The following is a 19229-nucleotide window of genomic DNA, read 5'->3' on the forward strand; positions in this document are numbered from 1 at the left end:
AAATACATCAGAAGAAACGATTGTATGACCTTCGCGGAAGAGCTTTTAAACCAAATCATCATACGCAGAAAGGACTGTTTGCACTCCATGGATCTAACACAGCCCAGCCAGGAAAATGTGGAATATATGATTGAGGGCATCAAGAGCAAGCTCAAAATGGCCAGCGCGGCAGCCATGCAGGCATCCGCTTTCTCGGTAGACAATTACGAGGATATACTTGATATTTATGAGGTAGCCATGGGCAGTGACAGGCTAAGCATCTCCCAGGTGGAGGCGCTTGTATCCGAGCTTGGCCGTCTCCGCCACAAGTAAGCACCCCCGATATGAACAGAAGCTCCCCGCCTTACGAACCCATCCGCTGGATGGCCATAAGGCGGGGAGCTTCTTTGCTGTTGATAAGTCTATTACTTCATCCTTACGGAAGATCGATCAGAAGAAACTCCGCTTCACCTTCGCTGCCGGTACCCTTCAGGGTCAGATCACAGCTTTTACGGATACGGGCGGCATCGCCGGGCTGCAGGTGGAAAATGCCTTCGCTGCAGCCTACCTCCAGATGGCCGGAGATCAGATAAATATGTGTACGCCTATCCTCCACCTGCGGATAATGAAGCTCCCTGTTCGTCTCGAGTACAGACAGGTAAATCGTGACGTCCTCTCCCAGCTTAAGTGCTCCTTCTGCACCCGTTCCGGAAGCTACCGGCAGCATCGTATTGATTTTCATTTCACGGGGATAAAATTTCGCATCCCAAGTCGGCGGAAGCCCCGGGCGGTCCGGAAGCAGCCAGATCTGCAGAAAACGAACATCTTCGCTGGCCGACGGGTTGGTTTCCGAATGATTAATCCCCGTCCCTGCACTCATGACCTGCACGCTGCCTGCCTGAAGATCCGCATGATTGCCGAGGTCATCCTGATGCTTCAGCACCCCGGAAACAACATAAGTGATAATCTCCAGGTCATGATGCGGATGCTCATGCATCCCTTGCTCCGGCTTCAGCTCATTATCATTGTGGGCCAGCAGCGCCCCAAAATGCGCATTGCTGGGATCATCATAATCGGCAAACGAAAAGCTAAACTCGCTGTGTATCCATTCTCTATTCGAAGTGTGGCGCTCTGCTGATGTGACTACTTTAATCATAACCTTTGCACCTCCAAAGATGTGAGTATCCTTATTCTTAAATAAGGGAGCTTCCTCCCCGCTTTCAAGGGTGATAGGCGCTTTAATTATGTATTTCTTACCCCCTTCACTTCCTCGTCAATCATCGTATTTTCAATAATATTCCAGCTAAACACGTTCACAGCTTTATAGGTCTTGAAGCCGTTTTTGGAGGCTCATAATCTGCTATCCGCATATTTTGTAAAGCCCCCAATACCGCAGTTTACATGACAACAGCCTCTATTTATTCCCTGTTTCTCCTCTATGCTTGGGTAATCTTTCCTAAGCTGCTCTGCTGTTTCAGCCTATACCTCAACGTTTATATACGAAGTAAGAACGTCAGGCCATCCTGAACCCCCAAAAGACGGCAGCAGCCGGGACAGTTCTTCATACCGTTGCTGAGTGGCTGTCCGATTTTGGAATACAATATTCTAATTGAGGAGTGATTGGTGATGAATAAAGCAGAGACAGAATTCCCGGTAGAAAGCGGAAGCACTTTTTTCAAAGGTATCTTTATCGGAGGGTTGCTCGGAGCCGCAGCTGCGCTGTTGTTCGCACCTAAGCCCGGCCGTGAGATGCGCAGTGACTTGTCCGACAAGATCACGCTGGCTACTGACAAAACCAAGGAAGTTGCTGGTGTCGTAACCGACAAAACCAAGTCTATTGCCACTACTGTTGGAGAAAAGGCCACAGATCTGGCGAGCACGGTATCGGCTAAAGCCTCCGATATCCTCACCACTGTGAGCGACAGCAAACAGCAAATCGCTGCTACCTTGCAGGAAACCGGCAAAAAAATCGGTGATACTGTATCCGAGGCGTCCAGTGATGTCGCTTCTGATGTCAAAGATGCCTCCTCCGATGTGGCCGAAGAAGCCAAAAACTCTTCCAAAGAGGTTGCAGATGATGCTAAGGATGCCAAAGAGGAAGTTAAGGCTTCCTACAAGTCCTCCTACTAAACTGCTGTGACTTGCGGCTCAATTTAAATTTGAGAACAGCCAGCTCACCGCAGCTGGCTGTTGTTATGCATAATGCAGCTTCATCGCTCAGGAATGAAGCTGCATTTTATCAAAGCCTTTGCGGGCTAAAGAAAGCGGGGAGACCTTATGGGAGATGCGGGCAGCAAGACCAAAGCATACGAAGTCGATGAGCATCCCTTCGAATTGCGGCATGAGGTCAAGCGTCTAAACGCACGGCTGGATAAGATCGCCGACTCACTGGAGAAATCGGAATTCAAAGATATCCTTGAGAATTATACGGATCCCAAAAAACGGATTATTACCAATCTCATGGCTGGCATATCCAGAGGTCTGGGATTATCGCTCGGTACCTTTGTCATTCTGGGTTTACTCGGCTATATTCTCAGCCTGTTCCTGGATGTGCCTGTTATTGGCGAATACCTTGGAGAAATTAAAAAGTATATTGATGCGAACAGTTGACCTTCATGCCCTGGTTCCCCCCGCTTACAGCCCGATAACCTTACGGACTGCAAGCGGGGGGAATTGCTATGCCAGGAAGAATTGGAGAATACAAATAAAGGACATGCCTGATCCGGGAGGATAGGCATGTCCTAATCTTGAGGACTAACGATAAGATTCAATAGGAAGAGTTCGCCATGATCTGTTTCAGCTTCTCTGTCGCCCGCTTCTGGATGCGCGATACGCTCATTTGCGAGACGCCCAGCTTCTGGGCGATAGCGCGCTGGGATTGACCATCCTGGAAAGCCAGCAGCAGCACCTGCTGCTCCTGTTCCTTAAGCTGGCCCAGCGCCTGCTGGAGATCCATACGTTTCTCCACAGTTTCGTAATCGTTGGCATCCGAGCTGATCAGCTCGCCAAGTGTGGCACCTGTTTCCTCTTGCGAGAGAGGGGAATCGAGCGATACATAATGATAACATTCCCGCCCGGCCAGCACTTCCACAGTTTCTTCAACGGTAAGATCCAGATAATGAGCAATTTCTTCTACAGCAGGGGAACGTTCCAGTCTGATGGTTAGCTCATCGATGGCCTGCTGAACAAGTGCCCCCTTTTCTTTAATCCGTCTTGGAACCTGTATGTACCAGGATTTATCCCGCAGAAAATTCTTCATATGCCCAATCATGCTTTTCATCGCATAAGGCTCGAAGGGAATTCCCAGACTGATGTCATATTGCTGAAGCAGTCTAATCAGCGCCATCTGTCCTACCTGGTACAAATCTTCATATAGATCCGGACGGTTGCGGGCAATTTTGCCGGCAGCCATCTTTACCATCGGTTCGTATTTACGGATCAGCACGGTGGCAATTTCATTATCTTTGGTCTGCTGGTATTCCCAGATCAGGCTTATCGCTTCATTCATGGACTCTGGGGGAGTCACTTTATCACTCATACTTTCTCCTCGCTGAAATTAAGCCTCTTAGTCAGGGTAACGACTGTCCCTCTCCCTGCTTCACTCACGACGCTAACGTCATCCATGAGTGCCTGCATAAGATAAAAGCCCAGTCCGCCTACCTCAACATCATTCAGCTCTTTATCATGCAGCGTCATGCGTGCTTCAGGTGTATCCAATCCGTCAAAGCTCTCCCCTTCATCTTTGACTGTAATGGATAAGGCACTTGGTCCTACTTCAAAAATCACATCGACAAGCCCGTCTTCCTGACCGTAAGCATACAGTACAGAGTTGTTACAGGCTTCCGAAACGGCTACTTTCATATCCTCAATGTCCTCATAGGTGAAGCCCATCTTCGAGGCAATTCCATATAAATTCAGTCTGACGATATCGACATATTCTGCGCTGGCGGGTAACTGAAGAACTACTTTTTGCACGTCATCACTCATCCTTAGTTCGATCCTTTCCTAGTGGGAATTCTCTTGGGGGGCAAAAAATTTGGAAATGCCGGTCATATCAAACAGTTTTTGAATTTGCGGCGGTACCTCTTCGACCAAAAACTTCACATCCATGCCGTGTCTTGCTTTGAGGATCGAGAGCAAAATTCCAATGCCGGTGCTGTCGATATATCTCAAGTCTTTTAGATTAATAACAAGGTCAAGCCCTGTATCTCCCACAAGCGGCTCCATTACCAGACGGAAATCCGGAGCGACGGATAAGTCGAGTTCTCCAATCAGATAAACCGTACAAACATTGCCTTCAGTTTGGGTCTTTGCGTGGAACTTTTCGCTTTTATGTGTATTCATAGACAATCTCTCCTGATTAAGTGTTTTCTTTACCAATAACCCTAAAGGCCTAGTCTTGAAACAAAAAACGGACATCCTGTTACAAGGTAATTCCTGGAGGTCCGCTAAAAGAGGGATGCGTTCCTTTCTATTGTCGGGCTGCCATGGGGAGCATACCGGATGACCATTTGCTTAATACTGCTCAGCTTAAGCGGCTTGCTGATATATCCGTCCATCCCTGCCGCCTTACAGCGGCTCTGGATGCCCTCCATGACATTTGCCGTCATAGCGATAATCACGGCCTTCTCAGCAGATGCGCCGCTGCCGGCGCGTATTCTGGCGGTCGCTGTAAGCCCGTCCATTACCGGCATCTGCAGGTCCATAAATATGAATTCATAGGCATTCTGTAGTGCAAGATCCACTGCCTGGCTGCCGTCCTCAGCCACATCGGAGTCATATCCCAGCTTGTCCAGCATACTGACCATGAGGCGCTGATTAATCGGGTGATCATCGACGACAAGAGCTTTCTTCCGCGCTTTCGCCTTTTGAACTGCATCATACGACTCATCCACTTGAAAACCTCTGGCGAGCTCATCTTCAGGCATCGACGCCTGAATGGTAAACACAAAGGTTGCCCCCTTCTCCTCCATCGATTCTACGCGAATCTCACCGCCCATCATCTCGACCAGAGACTTACAAATCGCAAGTCCAAGTCCGGTTCCCCCGTATTTGCGTGTCATGGAGGAATCCAGCTGGGAGAAGGGCTGGAACAGACGGTCACATTTCTCCGGCGAAATCCCGATTCCGGTATCCTTAACCGTAAATTCTACTATCACCTTATGGTCGGTGGAAGGGATCCTGGAGGCAACCAGATATACACCTCCATGATGGGTGAATTTAACCGCATTGGCAATAAGATTCATAAGAACCTGCCGCAGGCGGGCCATATCCCCGTAAATCAGCCTTGGCAGACTCTGGTCGACGAAATAAGCCAGCTCCAGATTCTTTTTGCCGGATTCCGCAGAGAACAGGCTGAATACCTCTTGGATGGTGGTCTGGAGATCAAACAGCTGTTCCTCCATTTCCATTTTCCCTGATTCCATTTTCGTGAAATCAAGAATATCATTAATTACGGTAATAAGCGTGTCGGCACTTTTACGGATGATTTCCGTGTACTCTTTTTGATCAGGAGCCAGATCGGTCTCCATCAGCAGGTCGATCATGCCGACGACACCGTTCATCGGTGTGCGGATTTCATGGCTCATCATGGCAAGAAACTCTGTCTTGGCATTGGCGGCAATCTCCGCGGCCTCCTTAGCCTTGATCAGCTCACCGTTGATTTTTTCCAGTTCCTGTGTCTTTTGCTGCAGCAGCATAGACTGCATCTGATGCTTTTTGTTCGTAATATGCATATTGACGAAGCCCTCAATCTTGGACTTCAAAATCTGCGGGATGAAGGGTTTGACCATATAATCAATTGCGCCGGCAGAATAGCCCGCAAACAAATGCTCTGCTTCTTTGCTGTTTGCGGAGATGAAGATAATCGGAATATCCTTCGTCTTCTCCCGGGCCTTAATTAATTTGGCGGTTTCAATTCCATCCATGCCTGGCATCTGTACGTCAAGTACAATCACTGCGAACTCATATCGTAATAAACTCCGCAGTGCTTCTTCACCGGAATTTGCTTTGACAAGCTTGTAATGCTGACTCTCAAGCACTGCTTCCAGTGCCAGCAGATTTTCAGGACGGTCGTCAACGAGCAGTATATGAATTGGTTCTTGAACCCCCATAGGCCCCTCCTATCCCGTTACTGATTTTTACGGTAGATTTTTTCTACTCTGTCCAGGGGCTCGTAGCTGTCGCTAAACCTGGTGAAATGTATAGATTCCTTGGAACCGAGTACCAGCACTCCGAACCGGCTGAGGCTCTCATGGAACAAACCATGCACATGGTCGCGGAGCTCATCGTTGAAATAAATCATAACATTGCGGCAAAAGATAACATTGAATTCATTAAATGAAGTGTCTGTCGCCAAATTATGCTCTGCAAAAATTATATTTTTACGCAAGTAAGGCTGCAGAATCACTGAATTGTATTTCGCTGTATAGTATTCAGAGAACGCGCGGGTCCCCCCCGCCTCCATATAATTCTTAGTATACTGCTTCATCTTGCTGATCTCATAAACGCCTTCTTTGGCTTGCTGCAGGGAGCGGGCATTCATATCAGTGGCATAAATACGCGCCTTGTCATAAAGGCCTTCCTCATGCAGCAGAATCGCCATCGAGTATACCTCTTCGCCTGTAGAGCAGCCCGCATGCCAGATTCGGATATACGGATAGGTTCTCAGCAGGGGTATTACCTTCTGGCGGAAAGTCAGGAAAAGGCCAGGGTCACGGAACATCTCTGTAACAGGAATAGAAAGGCTGTAAACGAAGCGTTCAAAGCAGGCACGGTCGTGCAGCACTTTCTCCTGCAGTGCGGAGATGCTTGGAACATTCTCGGCATGAACATGATGCCAGATGCGCCGTTTCAAGGACGGCAGCGCATAATTTCTGAAATCATATCCATACAAGCGGTGAACACCGTTCAGAAGCAGCTCAATCTCAATCTGCTCCAGCTCCTGTTTGCTTCCCGCGCTCTCAGCCTGTTCTTCATATCCCCGTTCCATCGCTGTCATTGTTATCCCTACTTCCTTGATCACGGCCGTATTTCCGGACTGGTGAATTGCTCTTGCTGTAATGCTATTACCCCAATTTTATACTTACGAATACAGCCAAACCCGCATTAGCGAAAGAAGCTGGTCTGTACTGATCGGTTTCTTCATATAATCGGAGGCTCCGGCTTCAATACACTTGGCTCGGTCTTCCTTCATAGCTTTGGCTGTCAGGGCGATAATCGGCAATTTTTGATACTGCGGCATCTCCCGGATCCGGCGCATTGCCTCATATCCATCCATTTCCGGCATCATCATATCCATAAGAACCAGATCAAAATCATTCTGCTCTATCATCATATCCAGCGCCTCCCGGCCGTTCTCAGCAAACTTCACTTCCATGTGATACCCTTCAAGCACGCTGGAGAGGGCAAAGACGTTGCGGATGTCATCATCTACGAGCAGAATTTTCTTACCTTCGAACAGTTCCTCCTTATTGTGCAGCTTTTGCAGAATTTTACGCTTATCTTCGGGAAGATTGGCTTCCACGCGGTGGAGGAACAAGGTGGTCTCATCCAGAAGCCTTTCCGGCGAGCGGACATCCTTGATGATAATGGATTCTGCATATTTGCGCAGTCTTGTTTCCTCTTTGCTGTCCAGATCCTTGCCTGTATAAATAATGATCGGCAGATCATTCAATTCCTCATCGTCACGGATCTGATCCAGCAGCTCAAAGCCGGTCATATCATCCAGCATAAGATCAAGCACCATGCAGTCATATCTCTGCTTGCGCAGCTCACTCAGTGCCTCTTGTCCGGTGGATACTGCCGTGATGGCGACATCGTCATGCCCGATAAGTTCCATGATGGACCGGCGCTGAATTTCATCATCCTCCACAATCAGCAGATGCTTCAGAGTGCTGGCAGTGTAGTTCTCAATTTGCGCGAAGGCACGGTCCAGCGCTTGTCTGGAGGAAGGCTTTCTTAGATAAGCCATGGCTCCCATCATCAGCCCCTGCTTCACCTCATCATTGACGGAGATGACATGCACAGGAATATGGCGTGTCTGGGACGAGCCTTTGAGCTCGTGCAGAATCGACCAGCCGTCCATCACAGGAAGCTGGATATCCAGGATAATCGCATCCGGCAAAAAGGATTTGGCCATTTGGAGGCCTATATCTCCCTGAAGGGCAACCAGGCCCTTAAATCCGCGTCCGCGGGCCATTTCAAGCAGGATATTGGCGAAGTTCACGTCATCCTCAATGATCAGGATTACTTTATCTTCAGCGCTCAATCCTTCGCGGTCATCTTCCAGGCTGACAGGTGACAGCGGAGCCGGGATAACATCCCCGTTCTTCACCGGAAGCAGTTCCCCTACATATTCGGCCAACGTTGCAGCCTCTTTGGCAGCTGCAGCCTCTACAGCTCCCGGAAGCAGGCTGAAGTGTCCCTTAACGGGCAGATACAGGGTAAAGCTGCTTCCCTGTCCCTCACGCGACTCCAGACCGATGGCCCCGCCCATTAAACGGGCTAATTCGCGGCTGATCGACAAGCCCAGACCCGTTCCGCCATATTTGCGGCTGGTCGTACCATCCACCTGCTGGAACGCTTCGAATACAATCTCCGTCTTGTCAGAGGGAATCCCTATACCGCTGTCCTTGACGGCAATCGCGACATAATCGAATTCGGATGGCAGATAGGCAGGCAGACGGCCAGGCTCCGCACGGCTTACCGAGAATTCCACGAATCCCTCACTCGTAAATTTAAAAGCATTCGACAGCAGGTTGCGCAAGATCTGCTTAAGCCGATGACTATCCGTATATAACGTGTCCGGCAGCGGCTCATCGAAGGATATCCGGAGTGACAGGCCTTTCTTAAGCGCTTGTGGAGCGAAGTTCTGCTTCACGAAAACTTTGAGCTCAGTCAGCGGGAGCTCTTCGTAATTCAGCTCCATTTTCCCGGCGTCAACCTTGGACAGATCAAGAATTTCATCAATCATCTTCAGGAGATCAGCACCTGACATATAAATCGTATGTGCAAATTCCACCTGCTTCTCCGACAGATTTCCTTCTTTGTTCTCTGTGAGAAGCTGGGAAAGAATGAGCAGGCTGTTCAGCGGAGTCCGCAGCTCATGGGACATATTCGCCAGGAACTCCGATTTATACTTACTCGTAACGGCAAGCTGCATGGCTTGCTTCTCCAGCTGGACACGGGCGTGTTCAATTTCGTCCTTCTTCTCCTCTACCTCCTGAACCTGCTCCTCAAGTGCCCGGGTTTTGGAGACCAGCTCAGTGTTGAAGTGTTCCAGTTCTCCCTGCTGCCGCTGCAGCAGCTCTTCGGAGCGCTTGAGCGCATCCGTCTGCTCCTCCAGGTTCTCATTGGAACGGCGAAGTTCCTCCTGCTGGGTCTGAAGCTCCTCCGCCTGACATTGCAGCTCCTCTGTGAGCGACTGAGATTCCCGCAGCAATTCTTCAACCACCATCCGGCGGTTAATATTGTTCAGGATAATACCGAGATTATTGGCAAGCTGGTGCAGAAGCTCACTGTGAAGCACAGTAAACGGTGTGAAAGACGCAAATTCGATTACACCAAGTAGCTCGTCCTCAAAAAGCAGAGGATGTATCGAGATATGGTCAGGACGGGAATCGCCGAAGCCCGAGGTCACGGAGATATAATCATCCGGTGCCTGGTTCAGCTTAATCACCTTCTTATCCAGGGCGCTTTGCCCTACAAGCCCCTGGCCTATTTCGAAGCTTGCCTTCACCTTGATCCCGGATTCACCGCCGTAGTAGCCTGTAGCCGTAAGCAGATTTGGGTTATCCTTATCCTTCAGATAGATTGCCCCAAACTGGGCACCCAGCACAGGCGTGAATTCACTAATGAAGGTTTGCGAGACCTGATCAAGCGAAATGACGCCGCGCAGCAGTTCGGTCACCCGGGCAATATTGGCATTCAGCCAGGCCTGGTCACTTTGCGCCTGGGCATAAGCCTTCTCCAGCTGCTGCTTCTGTTCAATATCCTCAGCCATCCGCTGAAATACACGGGCTACTTCGCCGATTTCATCCTGGGAAGCCACCTTGATCCGGCGGATCGCCCGCATTTTGCCGTTGCCAAAGCTGGTAATCATCATGGACACCACATTAAGACCGCGCGTGATGCTCGGAATGACCCATAGAATAACCCCCAGTCCAAGCAGCAGTCCGGTTATCATAATTAGGGTTACCATCTGAACCGATCGTTCATAAGCCTTCTGGGCGACGGCCGTTTCCTCATTCAACCGGTTGGCATTATAATTCGCCAGTGCATTCAGGCTATCCAGCACCTCTTCCTGGATCGCTTGTCCTTCCGCATTGCGGTAAGTATTCGCATTCTGGAAATATCCGGCCTTAAGCATTTCAAGCGCCTTATTCTGATAGCTCAGATAAGCGGTATACGCATTCTCAATCCGGTTCAGCAATTCCAGCTCTTGTGCCGAGCTCTTCGAGGATTGCATGACTTTCAGATAGGCGTCTGCGTTAGTGACCTTATTCTTAATTTCCGTTTGCTTGGCAGCAACCGACAGGGTATCTTCATTAAGCATCAGCGTTGTCAGAATACGCGCCATATCATTCACTTCACCGCGCAGCCCCGACGTGGAGCGTCCTTTGCTTTCCCTGGCCTGGAAGCTATCCAGCTGATTACTCATATAATTAAGCCGATCGTATCCGATCAGCGTCAGTGCCAGCATAATGGCCAGCATCGCACTGAATCCGATCAGCAGTTTGGCCTTGATCTTCATTCTTTATCCGTTCCTTCCTTAAGCGAGATCCACACCAGGCATTTGTCATCATCGCGTTCTTGGTTAGAGTCATCTACGAAAAAAACATCGCGCATAGCTTCCTCCCGCCACTCATGCCCTCCGTTCAAATGCTCCGTCATAAACCTCAGCTGATCTTCCTGCTCCCCTTCAGCCATTTCCAGCAGCCCGTCGGTATACAGCACCAAATGCCCTTCCTCTTCAAAGCTGAGACTCTGGGGCAAAATGTCAATCCGGTCAAACAGACCAACAGGGTGGCAATTACTCTCCAAGAGAACAGGCTGCTTAGCCTCTCCTTCAAAGAACAGCGCAGGAGGATGGCCGGCGTTCACATAATCTATGCGCTTCATGCGGGTATCAATAACAAGATAAATCGCCGTAAAATAATACTGGACCAGCTGCTTCTCGATATACAGCTGGTTGAAGCGGCGGTTCAGCTCCTGGATCACCTTTTCCGGTTCCACATACGTAGTTACTGTATCTTTAAGCACTGAGGCCAGGAACATACAAAAAAGAGAAGAGGAGATCCCGTGCCCCATCATATCGAGTAGAATCACGGCGTATCTGCCGTCTCCAAGCGGATACCAGGCATACAAGTCACCCGCCAATTCAAAAGAAGGCTGATAGATCGCATGAACCTCAAAGGTCTCGTCCATAATCGGCAGACTGAGCACCGCATTCTGAACAAGCGCTGCCAGCTTCAGCTCATCCTGTATCCGCTGGTCCCGCTCCTTGTGCCAATCCTTCTCCCGCTTCAAACGGAGCGCCAGCCGGATGCGGGCCATCAGTTCCACCTTATTTATCGGTTTCGTAACATAATCAACAGCACCTGCATCAAGAGCTTCCGCCAATTTCTTGGAGTCTCCCACGGCGGTAACCATAATAATCGGAATGTCCTTTAAATGATCATACTGCTGGACTACCCGGCAAGCCTCGATCCCGTCCATCTCGGGCATCATCATATCTAGTAAAATCAGGTCAATGTCTGAAGCACGCTGGCGCCCGTTCTCACCTTCGGCACCGATCCCCAGCAGTTTCAGCATCTCTTTAGCGGACGAAGCCGTTATAAAATTCCGGTAATCTTCTTTTTTCAGGATTTCACGGATAATAATGACGTTAGTCGGATTGTCATCTACGATTAATATTTTCAAACACCTTCACCTCGCACGAATAGTAGTACTTCCGTAACAATCCATAGTTTTCTATCACTCTATGATACGATATTTAAACGGCCTCTTTCCAACATTGAATAAATTGGCAAATAAGTAAATGAGTGTTTCCTTATTCAACAAAGTAACCTCCAGCCCCACTAAATGTAGTGGGGCTGGAGGTTACGCTATTGTGCTATAGATCCGGCATGCCGGAGACCGGCTTTATTGTGGGTTTTTTTTGGCAATGACAAGAACCTTGCCCGAATCCAGTTCCTTCTCGTAAAAGGTAGCTTCTGCGCTGCTAAAGCCTAACGCAGTGATTTTGAAACGCAAGGCATCCCCGCGCGAACGGAAGAGATTGGCAATCGCGCCAAATAACCCTTCTTCGCCTAAGCCGACCTCATTGATGTTCGCCGCATCAACAATACGGTTTTCACGGTCCTGATCGTGACTAATAACATAAATGTTATCCTTCGTATAGCCGCTGCTGCGCAGCCGGTTCACCTCTTCTATCGCCTGAACACCGTTTTCCAAAAGCTTGGCATACGACTGTGCACCGATTAAACTCATGAGATCACGCTCCTTACGCTTAGATTTGTGAGGTTTGTCTCTTCAGAGACAACTGATAGTTTATTAACCTCACCAGGAGCGAGTGAAACACCTCACGATGCGTTCGCATCAAATAAGTCAATTCCATCCCATTCACCGGAATTCGCATTCCGGTAAATCTTCAGTGCAGCGCTGCCTCGGATATACACATCACCGTCTTCGGCAACATAGTCCGGCGTTCCAAGAAGCTCACCTATATGGCTATTGGCCGGGTTCAGTGCCTCTTCGTTCAGCTTCAGGCCATACTGTCCCGCCTGTGCCGGGGTGACATGAATATAAGTGACTACACCCTCACATATTCCGGCCGACATGTCGGCGTATTGGTATTCAAGACATTCCTGCCACGGATCAGGGGCAATGTTAAGCGGCGTCCCTTTTGCCAGCAGAAGCTCCTCCTTATTCATATAAAGCGAAGCCCCGGCTAAAGAATCAAAGCTGTTCATCCGGGGACTTGGAGCCACACTGTGTTCAAAGGCCAGGACCACCTCAGGCTGTACTGAAAAAAATGCGGCAGGGACATGTTCCTGCTCCCCTGGGGAAGCAACATAAGAAGAAAGCAGACTAAGGAATAGAATGATAACGTTCATATGGCCGTCCCTCCTTTCCAGATGCTAAGGTGCGCCCCTACATTGTGACTTTCATCGCCTTAATGACGAAATTTCTGCCAGATCGCTGCTGCCGTATCCACGCCTTTAAGCGCCATTGCTATTTTTCCCGGAGTTTTTTTAGCGTATGCGGCGTCATAGGAGTTCACCGTGCGCTCTTCGGCCGGGGTCAGCGGCTTTTCTTCTATAGAGACTGCTCCGGCTTTTGCCTTCAGCTCACGAGATTTGCGGTATTTCTCAATCACAGTTACCGACACCTGCTTGACCGTCAACGTCAATTCATTCATGACATCGCCAAGATTTTTCACAGTATCCACAATCGGATCAATCTTCTGAATTTTGCCTTGAACATCTGCAGTTATGTCATTAGCATGCCGGACAGTCGTTTTAATCTCATAGGTAAGCTCATCTACAGTCTTCTGCACTTCCTGCAGAGTCTGGCTGACTTTGTCGAGGGATTCCTTTGCTGATTTTAAGGTTTTGATTAAAAAGAAGACGAGTACGGCGAATGCGACAGCAACTAGTGCCACGCTAAGATCAATTATCATTTCAAAAACCCCTTCCAAGTCATAAATTGTCGGCTGGCGTTGCCTTATTACTGCATAGTTACCCGTACTCCAGTAGGCCGAAACAAGTTGTCAAGCGTCTTAAAGACCAGATGCCTTGCTTTTGTTTCAAAGCGGTTTGACCCGTTTAAACAATGACTACACTACCCGATAGAGAGGATGAAATGACATGTTGAAATGGTCAGTAATTCTGCTGGTAATCGCTTTGATCGCCGGTATATTCGGATTCTTTAATATCGTAGGAGCAGCAGTAGGGGTCGCCAAAGTATTGTTCTTCATCTTCCTCGTGCTGTTTATCGTATCGCTCTTTACCGGACGCCGAGGAAGATCATTGTAACGTGTTTTACCTCAGTGTTCATAAGATAACTCACAGCATTACTGGTACTGCAAACCCGGAATCTCCTCATGGAGTTCCGGGTTTGTTCTATGTATAGAGCAATATATAGAGCAATTCCCCTCCGTTCTTTGTATATCCTATTCCCCATGCAGAACGCATAGCCCTTTCCCGAATCTTATTCTCCATGATAAGCAAGTCTCCTGAATACAAAGAATACCAGGCTGTACCGGCACATAAAAATAATTTTTGGGCGGTTGGTTCAGCGCCTCCCCTTTTTGTTTACATGCTTATTAGCACAGCACAACATGGAAAAAACCGCTAAACCAAAAACCACACTAGGAGGAATCACAGATGAAAAAATTAGCCAGTTTTACAGTAGCAGTAGGTCTTTTAGCTTCCATAGCAGCTACGGCTTCAGCGGCAGAAGTAACTACAACCTCTACAGACGCAGCGACTGTAACCGGAAGCACCTACGGCACCCCATTCGAGACTGTAATCACACCCGCTGACATTAAACCAGCGACTCCTATGATTATTTTAACAAAGGCTACTCCATTCCATTTCTCCACAGACAGCACAACTCCTGCTGGTTGGCTTAGTGCGCAGACTATTGACACTACCGGAGCCATTAAGACCGACGCCTGGGGCAATGAATGGAGAGAAATCTATACCTGGCTGGGCAAAGCCTGGATCAAAGTTCCAGTATCTGCGTATGTAATTACTCCGTAATAAAGTTCGGGGAATGCAGGTGACAACTAAAAAACCTCCGGACTTGTAGGTCCCGAGGTTTTTTTGTCATGCCGGTTACATAGGGAAAGCTGTCCCTTCAATAAAAGCTCTACTGAAGGGACAGCCCTGTAAAAAGCCGCTCTAGTTCACCCGTCACAAACTATACTGCTGCCGCTTCCCTATACTTCTCTATAATCAGCGGATGACCGGGCCTCCGTAAAGGAAACGGTTCATCCAAGAAGCGCTTAAATTATCCACTCGTACCCCACCCGAAGATACGGAATACGTATGCAGAATCTTTCCGTCTCCGAGATACATCGCCACATGCGAAATTCTCGCAGTAGATTTATCGATGCCTGCATAAGCAGCAGCCGTGCTGCCCTGGTAATCCATAAAGAACATCAGATCCCCGCGTTTCAGGCCGGAAATATCAGTAACCGTAGTACTGTTCTCCTGCACCCAGGTTCCTTGCTGCCGCGAATCGGCAGGCAGCTTCAAATTCGCTGCATCCATAAAGATCTGCCGGATGAAATCCGAGCAGTCGAAGGTACTGGTATTGGTTCTGCTGGAGCCGTACTCATACGGAGTCCCCAGATAACCCATGCCTGCAGCTATGACTTTCTCAATAACCGCCGTTTGGGCCGGGGCTGGTGTCGGTGTCGGTGTCGGTGTCGGTGTCGGTGTCGGTACTGGTGTTGGAACCGGCGTCGGAACCGGTGTTGGTGCCGGTGTTGGGACCGGTGTTGGTGCCGGTGTTGCTGCTGCTCCATCCAGCTTGATAAACTGATCTGATGAGCTGGTGTATCCTATTGTACCATTGGTAGTCTGCACTCTATACCAGTAGCTGTTTGTTTCTTCGAGTATAACCACCGGATCCTCTTTGTACAGATAACCCAGCACTTTTCCGCTGGTTGACGGAGTTTCACGAAGCCTAACCGTCGACAGGATTACTGCCGTCTGCACAGGTGCAGGAGCCGGAGCCGAAATCACATTAATATACTGATCTCCAGAACTCGTATACCCCACATCGCCATCCGCTGTTCTCACTTTATACCAATAGCTGTTTGTCTGTTCAAGTATAACAACTTGGTCGCCTTCACTTAAATATTTCAGCACACTTCCGCTTGTGGAAGGGCTTGTACGCAGACGGACCGAAGATTGAATAACACCTGTTAATGTAGTAGATGCCGCGACAGACGGACTCGAAGCCGCGAACGCCTGCTGCGGACTGAACACTCCCCAAGATATTGCCAGTGATGCCGAGATCAATACCGATGCTGCCAGCTGCTTATGTGATCTGATCATAGCGTTCCCCCGCTTAGCATGATGAGAACTCAACAACGGCGCGCGCTACAATTGTTGCTTTCTGCCCTCATTATAGGCGCAGGCGGGAATTGGAACATGCTCCAAATTTCACAAAAAAGTTTGCCACTTTATGGTAAGTAACAGGTCTATAGTCTTGATTCCTCCTTGTATTTGGTGGAAATTACAGCTAATTAGAAAAAAATAAGAGGCTTAGGATTTAGGCTCAACATGAATCTGCACGTTCATGATATTATGTCGGCTGCTCATCCGCTCTTCGATCGAGTCACTGATCTGGTGGCCCTCCATGACGCTGATGCTGGCATCTACTTCCACCACAACATCGACCAGCACATGATTGCCATGAACACGGGCTTTGATATCCTTAATGCCTTCCACACCCGGGGTTCGGGCAATCGTACTGCGCAGATCCAGCAGCTGTGCCTCATCGAAGCCATCGGTCAACCGGTAAGTCGAATCACGGAAAATATCCCAGGCCGTCTTGGAAATCAGCACACCTACAGCCACCGCGGCAGCAGAATCAATCCACGGGAGCCCAAACTGCGCACCAACAATCCCCACTGCCGCCCCGATACTGACCATAGCATCCGAGAAATTATCTTTGGCGGCGGCCATAAGTGCACTGTTATTAATCTGTTTAGCCAGCCTTCTGTTATAAATATATACCCCCATCATGGCGATGGCACACACTAAGGCCACTCCGGCAGACCAAAGCTGAGGGATCGCCTTCGCCCCTTCGAACAAGGACCGCACCGCTTCCACGATAACCTGAATACCGACCATCGCCATAATAAAGGAAGCCAGCAGCGCAGCTACCGTCTCCGCCCGGAAATGTCCGTATGGATGATCGGAATCAGGCGGCTTCCGCGAGATACGCAGCCCGACCAGTACCGCGATTGATGCGACGATATCCGTCAGGTTGTTGAAACCGTCGGCAAGCAATGCGCTGGATCCGAATAAGTAACCGCTGATCAGCTTAAACGCTGACAGAACCAGATAAGCGGCAATACTGACCATGGCCCCGCGTTCACCCTTGCGTATGTCTTCGTAAATATCGGCCACTTCCTGCCACTCCCTCTTGTTCGATTTCCTTGCACAGTCCACTCGGGTAATTCATTCTTTGAATTATTCTTGCCCTTGTGGCGGCATTTAAAAACAATTAGAATGAGGTAAAGGACTTGCTTCATAAGGGGGTTAACACAATGAGCGAAAATAATGAAAAGCCTAAAATCAATCTGGCAGACGCGATCCGCCAAAAGCTGGAACAGAAAAAGCAACAATCTTCCAACAAACCCGGTTCTTCGTTTCAGGCAGGTTCCGCGAAACCGCTAAAGAGCCAAAACAACAAAAAGCCTAATAATCAACGCCGCCGCACTGGCGGTTCATAGGACTTTTGGTCCGGTGTACAGGTAATGAACATAAACGGCTGCGTTATCCCCCTGGGGATGACGCAGCCGTTTTGCATGAACTCCTAAAAGTTCTTTCCATATGATTTAAGCTTCAACAGGATACATGCGCTGGCGCATTTCCTTGATTTCCGGATTCTCCAGGTATTCATCATAGCTCATGGAGCGGTCGATGATGCCAGTCGGAGTAATCTCAATAATACGGTTAGCGATCGTCTGAATAAACTGATGGTCATGGGAAGTGAACAGGATTGTTCCGTCAAAATCAATCAGTCCGTTATTGAGTGCTGTGATGGATTCCAGATCCAAGTGGTTGGTAGGCTCATCGAACACCAGTACATTCGCACCATTCAGCATCATTTTGGCCAGCATACAGCGGACCTTTTCTCCCCCGGAGAGCACGCTTGCCTTCTTCAGCGCTTCTTCACCGGCAAACAGCATCCGGCCCAGGAAGCCGCGCAGGAACGTCTCGTCCTGATCCTTGGAGTATTGGCGCAGCCATTCCACCAGGTTCAAGTCAACACCGTCGAAATATTTGGAGTTGTCTTTCGGGAAATACGCCTGGGTGGTGGTAACTCCCCACGTGTATTCGCCGGCATCCGCTTCCTTCTCACCCATGATGATATCAAACAGCAGCGATTTAGGCTGAGAATACGGGCCTACAAAAGCAATCTTGTCGCCTTTATTCACCACAATGCTGAGTTCGTCCAGCAGCTTCTCGCCATCAACCGATTTGCTCAGGCCGCTGATTGTAAGCAGCTGCTTGCCGGCTTCGCGTTCAGGCTTGAAGTTGAGGAACGGGTATTTACGGTTGGAAGGACGGATATCGTCCAGCGTAATTTTCTCGAGCTGTTTCTTACGTGAAGTCGCTTGCTTCGACTTGGAAGCATTTGCCGAGAACCGCTGGATGAACGCCTGCAGCTCCTTAATCTTGTCTTCCTTCTTCTTGTTGGCATCACGCTGCAGCGTCTGGGCCAGCTGGCTGGACTCATACCAGAAGTCGTAGTTGCCGACGTACATCTGAATTTTGCCGAAGTCGATGTCAGCAATATGTGTACAGACCTTGTTCAAAAAGTGCCGGTCATGGGATACGACGATAACGGTGCCTTCGTAGTCCATGAGGAAGTTCTCCAGCCAGCCGATCGATTCAAGATCCAAATGGTTGGTAGGCTCATCGAGCAGCAGGTTGTTCGGACGTCCGAACAGGGCCTGGGCAAGCAGCACCCGTACCTTTTCGTTGCCGCTGAGTTCGGCCATCTTCTTGTCATGCATTTCACGCATAATGCCCAGACCAATCAGCATGGCCGCAGCATCCGGCTCAGCATCCCAGCCGTTCAGCTCAGCGAATTCACCTTCAAGCTCGCCGGCGCGCAGTCCGTCTGCTTCCGTGAAGTCGCTTTTGGCATAGAGCGCATCCTTTTCCTTCATAATCTCATACAGGCGGGTATGCCCCATGATAACTGTCTCCAGAACCGGATATTCATCGTACTCAAAATGATTCTGCTTCAACACAGCCATACGTTCGCCCGGAGTCATATGCACGTCCCCGGTGTTGGCTTCAATCTCTCCGGACAGGATCTTCAGAAAAGTAGATTTACCGGCACCGTTCGCCCCGATCAGGCCGTAGCAGTTTCCTGGTGTGAATTTTATGTTTACATCTTCAAATAGTGCGCGTTTTCCGTAGCGGAGTGTTACGCCGCTTGTGCTAATCATTAAGCATTACCATCCTTTTCACTTAGGGTTTCGGCTCATT

The 19229-nt window shown here is 49.2% G+C and carries 20 protein-coding genes; 6 read left to right on the forward strand and 14 right to left on the reverse strand.

All coding sequences use genetic code 11. From position 1 onward, the window contains the following. Positions 1-87 precede the first annotated feature (87 nt). Entirely contained in the window at positions 88-312 is a 225-nt protein-coding gene (locus JRJ22_RS25350; protein ID WP_206102049.1) for a DUF1128 domain-containing protein, read from the forward strand. A 103-nt stretch (positions 313-415) separates the two neighbouring features. Here JRJ22_RS25350 and JRJ22_RS25355 read toward each other — a convergent pair whose 3' ends face one another. Continuing rightward, on the reverse strand, positions 416-1135 hold the full coding sequence (locus tag JRJ22_RS25355; protein WP_206102050.1) for a pirin family protein: 720 nt from the start codon (positions 1133-1135) through the stop codon (positions 416-418). A 470-nt stretch (positions 1136-1605) separates the two neighbouring features. Between JRJ22_RS25355 and JRJ22_RS25360 the strand changes: the two genes are divergently transcribed. Both JRJ22_RS25360 and JRJ22_RS25365 read left to right on the forward strand, forming a co-directional pair. After that, positions 1606-2109 (forward strand): YtxH domain-containing protein, encoded by a 504-nt coding sequence (locus JRJ22_RS25360; RefSeq protein ID WP_206102051.1) that lies wholly within the window; start codon positions 1606-1608, stop codon positions 2107-2109. 147 nt (positions 2110-2256) lie between these two features. Continuing rightward, the gene (locus JRJ22_RS25365; RefSeq protein WP_206102052.1) at positions 2257-2589 is read left to right on the forward strand and encodes a DUF5665 domain-containing protein; all 333 of its coding nucleotides are present in this window, start codon (positions 2257-2259) and stop codon (positions 2587-2589) included. 157 nt (positions 2590-2746) lie between these two features. Here JRJ22_RS25365 and JRJ22_RS25370 read toward each other — a convergent pair whose 3' ends face one another. From JRJ22_RS25370 to JRJ22_RS25415, 10 genes are all read right to left on the reverse strand, one after another. Further along, complete coding sequence (locus tag JRJ22_RS25370; protein ID WP_054943437.1) at positions 2747-3517, reverse strand: sigma-70 family RNA polymerase sigma factor; 771 nt, start codon at positions 3515-3517, stop codon at positions 2747-2749. Continuing rightward, positions 3514-3966 (reverse strand): anti-sigma B factor RsbW, encoded by a 453-nt coding sequence (gene rsbW / locus JRJ22_RS25375; protein ID WP_206102053.1) that lies wholly within the window; start codon positions 3964-3966, stop codon positions 3514-3516. The genes JRJ22_RS25370 and rsbW overlap by 4 nt, the downstream gene beginning before the upstream one ends. Positions 3967-3984: 18 nt before the next feature. Beyond that, complete coding sequence (locus JRJ22_RS25380; protein WP_206102054.1) at positions 3985-4323, reverse strand: STAS domain-containing protein; 339 nt, start codon at positions 4321-4323, stop codon at positions 3985-3987. Between the two features lie 104 nt (positions 4324-4427). Next, positions 4428-6092, reverse strand: a complete 1665-nt coding sequence (locus tag JRJ22_RS25385; RefSeq protein ID WP_206102055.1) for a response regulator — start codon at positions 6090-6092, stop codon at positions 4428-4430. Between the two features lie 17 nt (positions 6093-6109). Continuing rightward, the gene (locus tag JRJ22_RS25390; protein WP_206105305.1) at positions 6110-6979 is read right to left on the reverse strand and encodes a CheR family methyltransferase; all 870 of its coding nucleotides are present in this window, start codon (positions 6977-6979) and stop codon (positions 6110-6112) included. Positions 6980-7063: 84 nt separating this feature from the next. Next, entirely contained in the window at positions 7064-10732 is a 3669-nt protein-coding gene (locus JRJ22_RS25395) for a response regulator (protein WP_206102056.1), read from the reverse strand. Then, positions 10729-11901, reverse strand: coding sequence for a SpoIIE family protein phosphatase (locus JRJ22_RS25400; protein ID WP_206102057.1), 1173 nt, complete (start codon positions 11899-11901; stop codon positions 10729-10731). The genes JRJ22_RS25395 and JRJ22_RS25400 overlap by 4 nt, the downstream gene beginning before the upstream one ends. A 222-nt stretch (positions 11902-12123) precedes the next feature. Next, entirely contained in the window at positions 12124-12471 is a 348-nt protein-coding gene (locus JRJ22_RS25405; RefSeq protein WP_206102058.1) for a YflT domain-containing protein, read from the reverse strand. Positions 12472-12563: 92 nt separating this feature from the next. Continuing rightward, positions 12564-13097: a hypothetical protein gene (locus JRJ22_RS25410; RefSeq protein WP_206102059.1), complete on the reverse strand. Its 534-nt coding sequence runs from the start codon at positions 13095-13097 to the stop codon at positions 12564-12566. Between the two features lie 59 nt (positions 13098-13156). After that, positions 13157-13663 carry a DUF948 domain-containing protein gene (locus JRJ22_RS25415; protein ID WP_206102060.1) on the reverse strand — a complete coding sequence of 169 codons (507 nt, stop codon included), beginning with the start codon at positions 13661-13663 and terminating at the stop codon, positions 13157-13159. 187 nt (positions 13664-13850) lie between these two features. On the opposite strand from JRJ22_RS25415, the gene JRJ22_RS25420 reads away from it, so the two are divergent. Continuing rightward, entirely contained in the window at positions 13851-14018 is a 168-nt protein-coding gene (locus JRJ22_RS25420) for a DUF1328 domain-containing protein (protein ID WP_206102061.1), read from the forward strand. Positions 14019-14369: 351 nt separating this feature from the next. Beyond that, the gene (locus JRJ22_RS25425) at positions 14370-14747 is read left to right on the forward strand and encodes a hypothetical protein (protein WP_054943447.1); all 378 of its coding nucleotides are present in this window, start codon (positions 14370-14372) and stop codon (positions 14745-14747) included. Between the two features lie 195 nt (positions 14748-14942). On the opposite strand, the gene JRJ22_RS25430 is transcribed toward JRJ22_RS25425, so the two are convergent. Beyond that, positions 14943-16052, reverse strand: coding sequence for a C40 family peptidase (locus tag JRJ22_RS25430; protein WP_206102062.1), 1110 nt, complete (start codon positions 16050-16052; stop codon positions 14943-14945). A 210-nt stretch (positions 16053-16262) separates the two neighbouring features. Continuing rightward, on the reverse strand, positions 16263-17087 hold the full coding sequence (locus JRJ22_RS25435) for a cation diffusion facilitator family transporter (RefSeq protein ID WP_206105306.1): 825 nt from the start codon (positions 17085-17087) through the stop codon (positions 16263-16265). Positions 17088-17272: 185 nt separating this feature from the next. Between JRJ22_RS25435 and JRJ22_RS25440 the strand changes: the two genes are divergently transcribed. Continuing rightward, positions 17273-17458, forward strand: coding sequence for a hypothetical protein (locus tag JRJ22_RS25440; protein WP_054943450.1), 186 nt, complete (start codon positions 17273-17275; stop codon positions 17456-17458). 105 nt (positions 17459-17563) lie between these two features. On the opposite strand, the gene JRJ22_RS25445 is transcribed toward JRJ22_RS25440, so the two are convergent. Continuing rightward, entirely contained in the window at positions 17564-19189 is a 1626-nt protein-coding gene (locus JRJ22_RS25445; protein WP_206102063.1) for an ABC-F family ATP-binding cassette domain-containing protein, read from the reverse strand. Between the last annotated feature and the right edge of the window lie 40 nt (positions 19190-19229).

This window comes from Paenibacillus tianjinensis, from assembly GCF_017086365.1.
Taxonomy (GTDB): domain Bacteria; phylum Bacillota; class Bacilli; order Paenibacillales; family Paenibacillaceae; genus Paenibacillus_AQ; species Paenibacillus_AQ tianjinensis.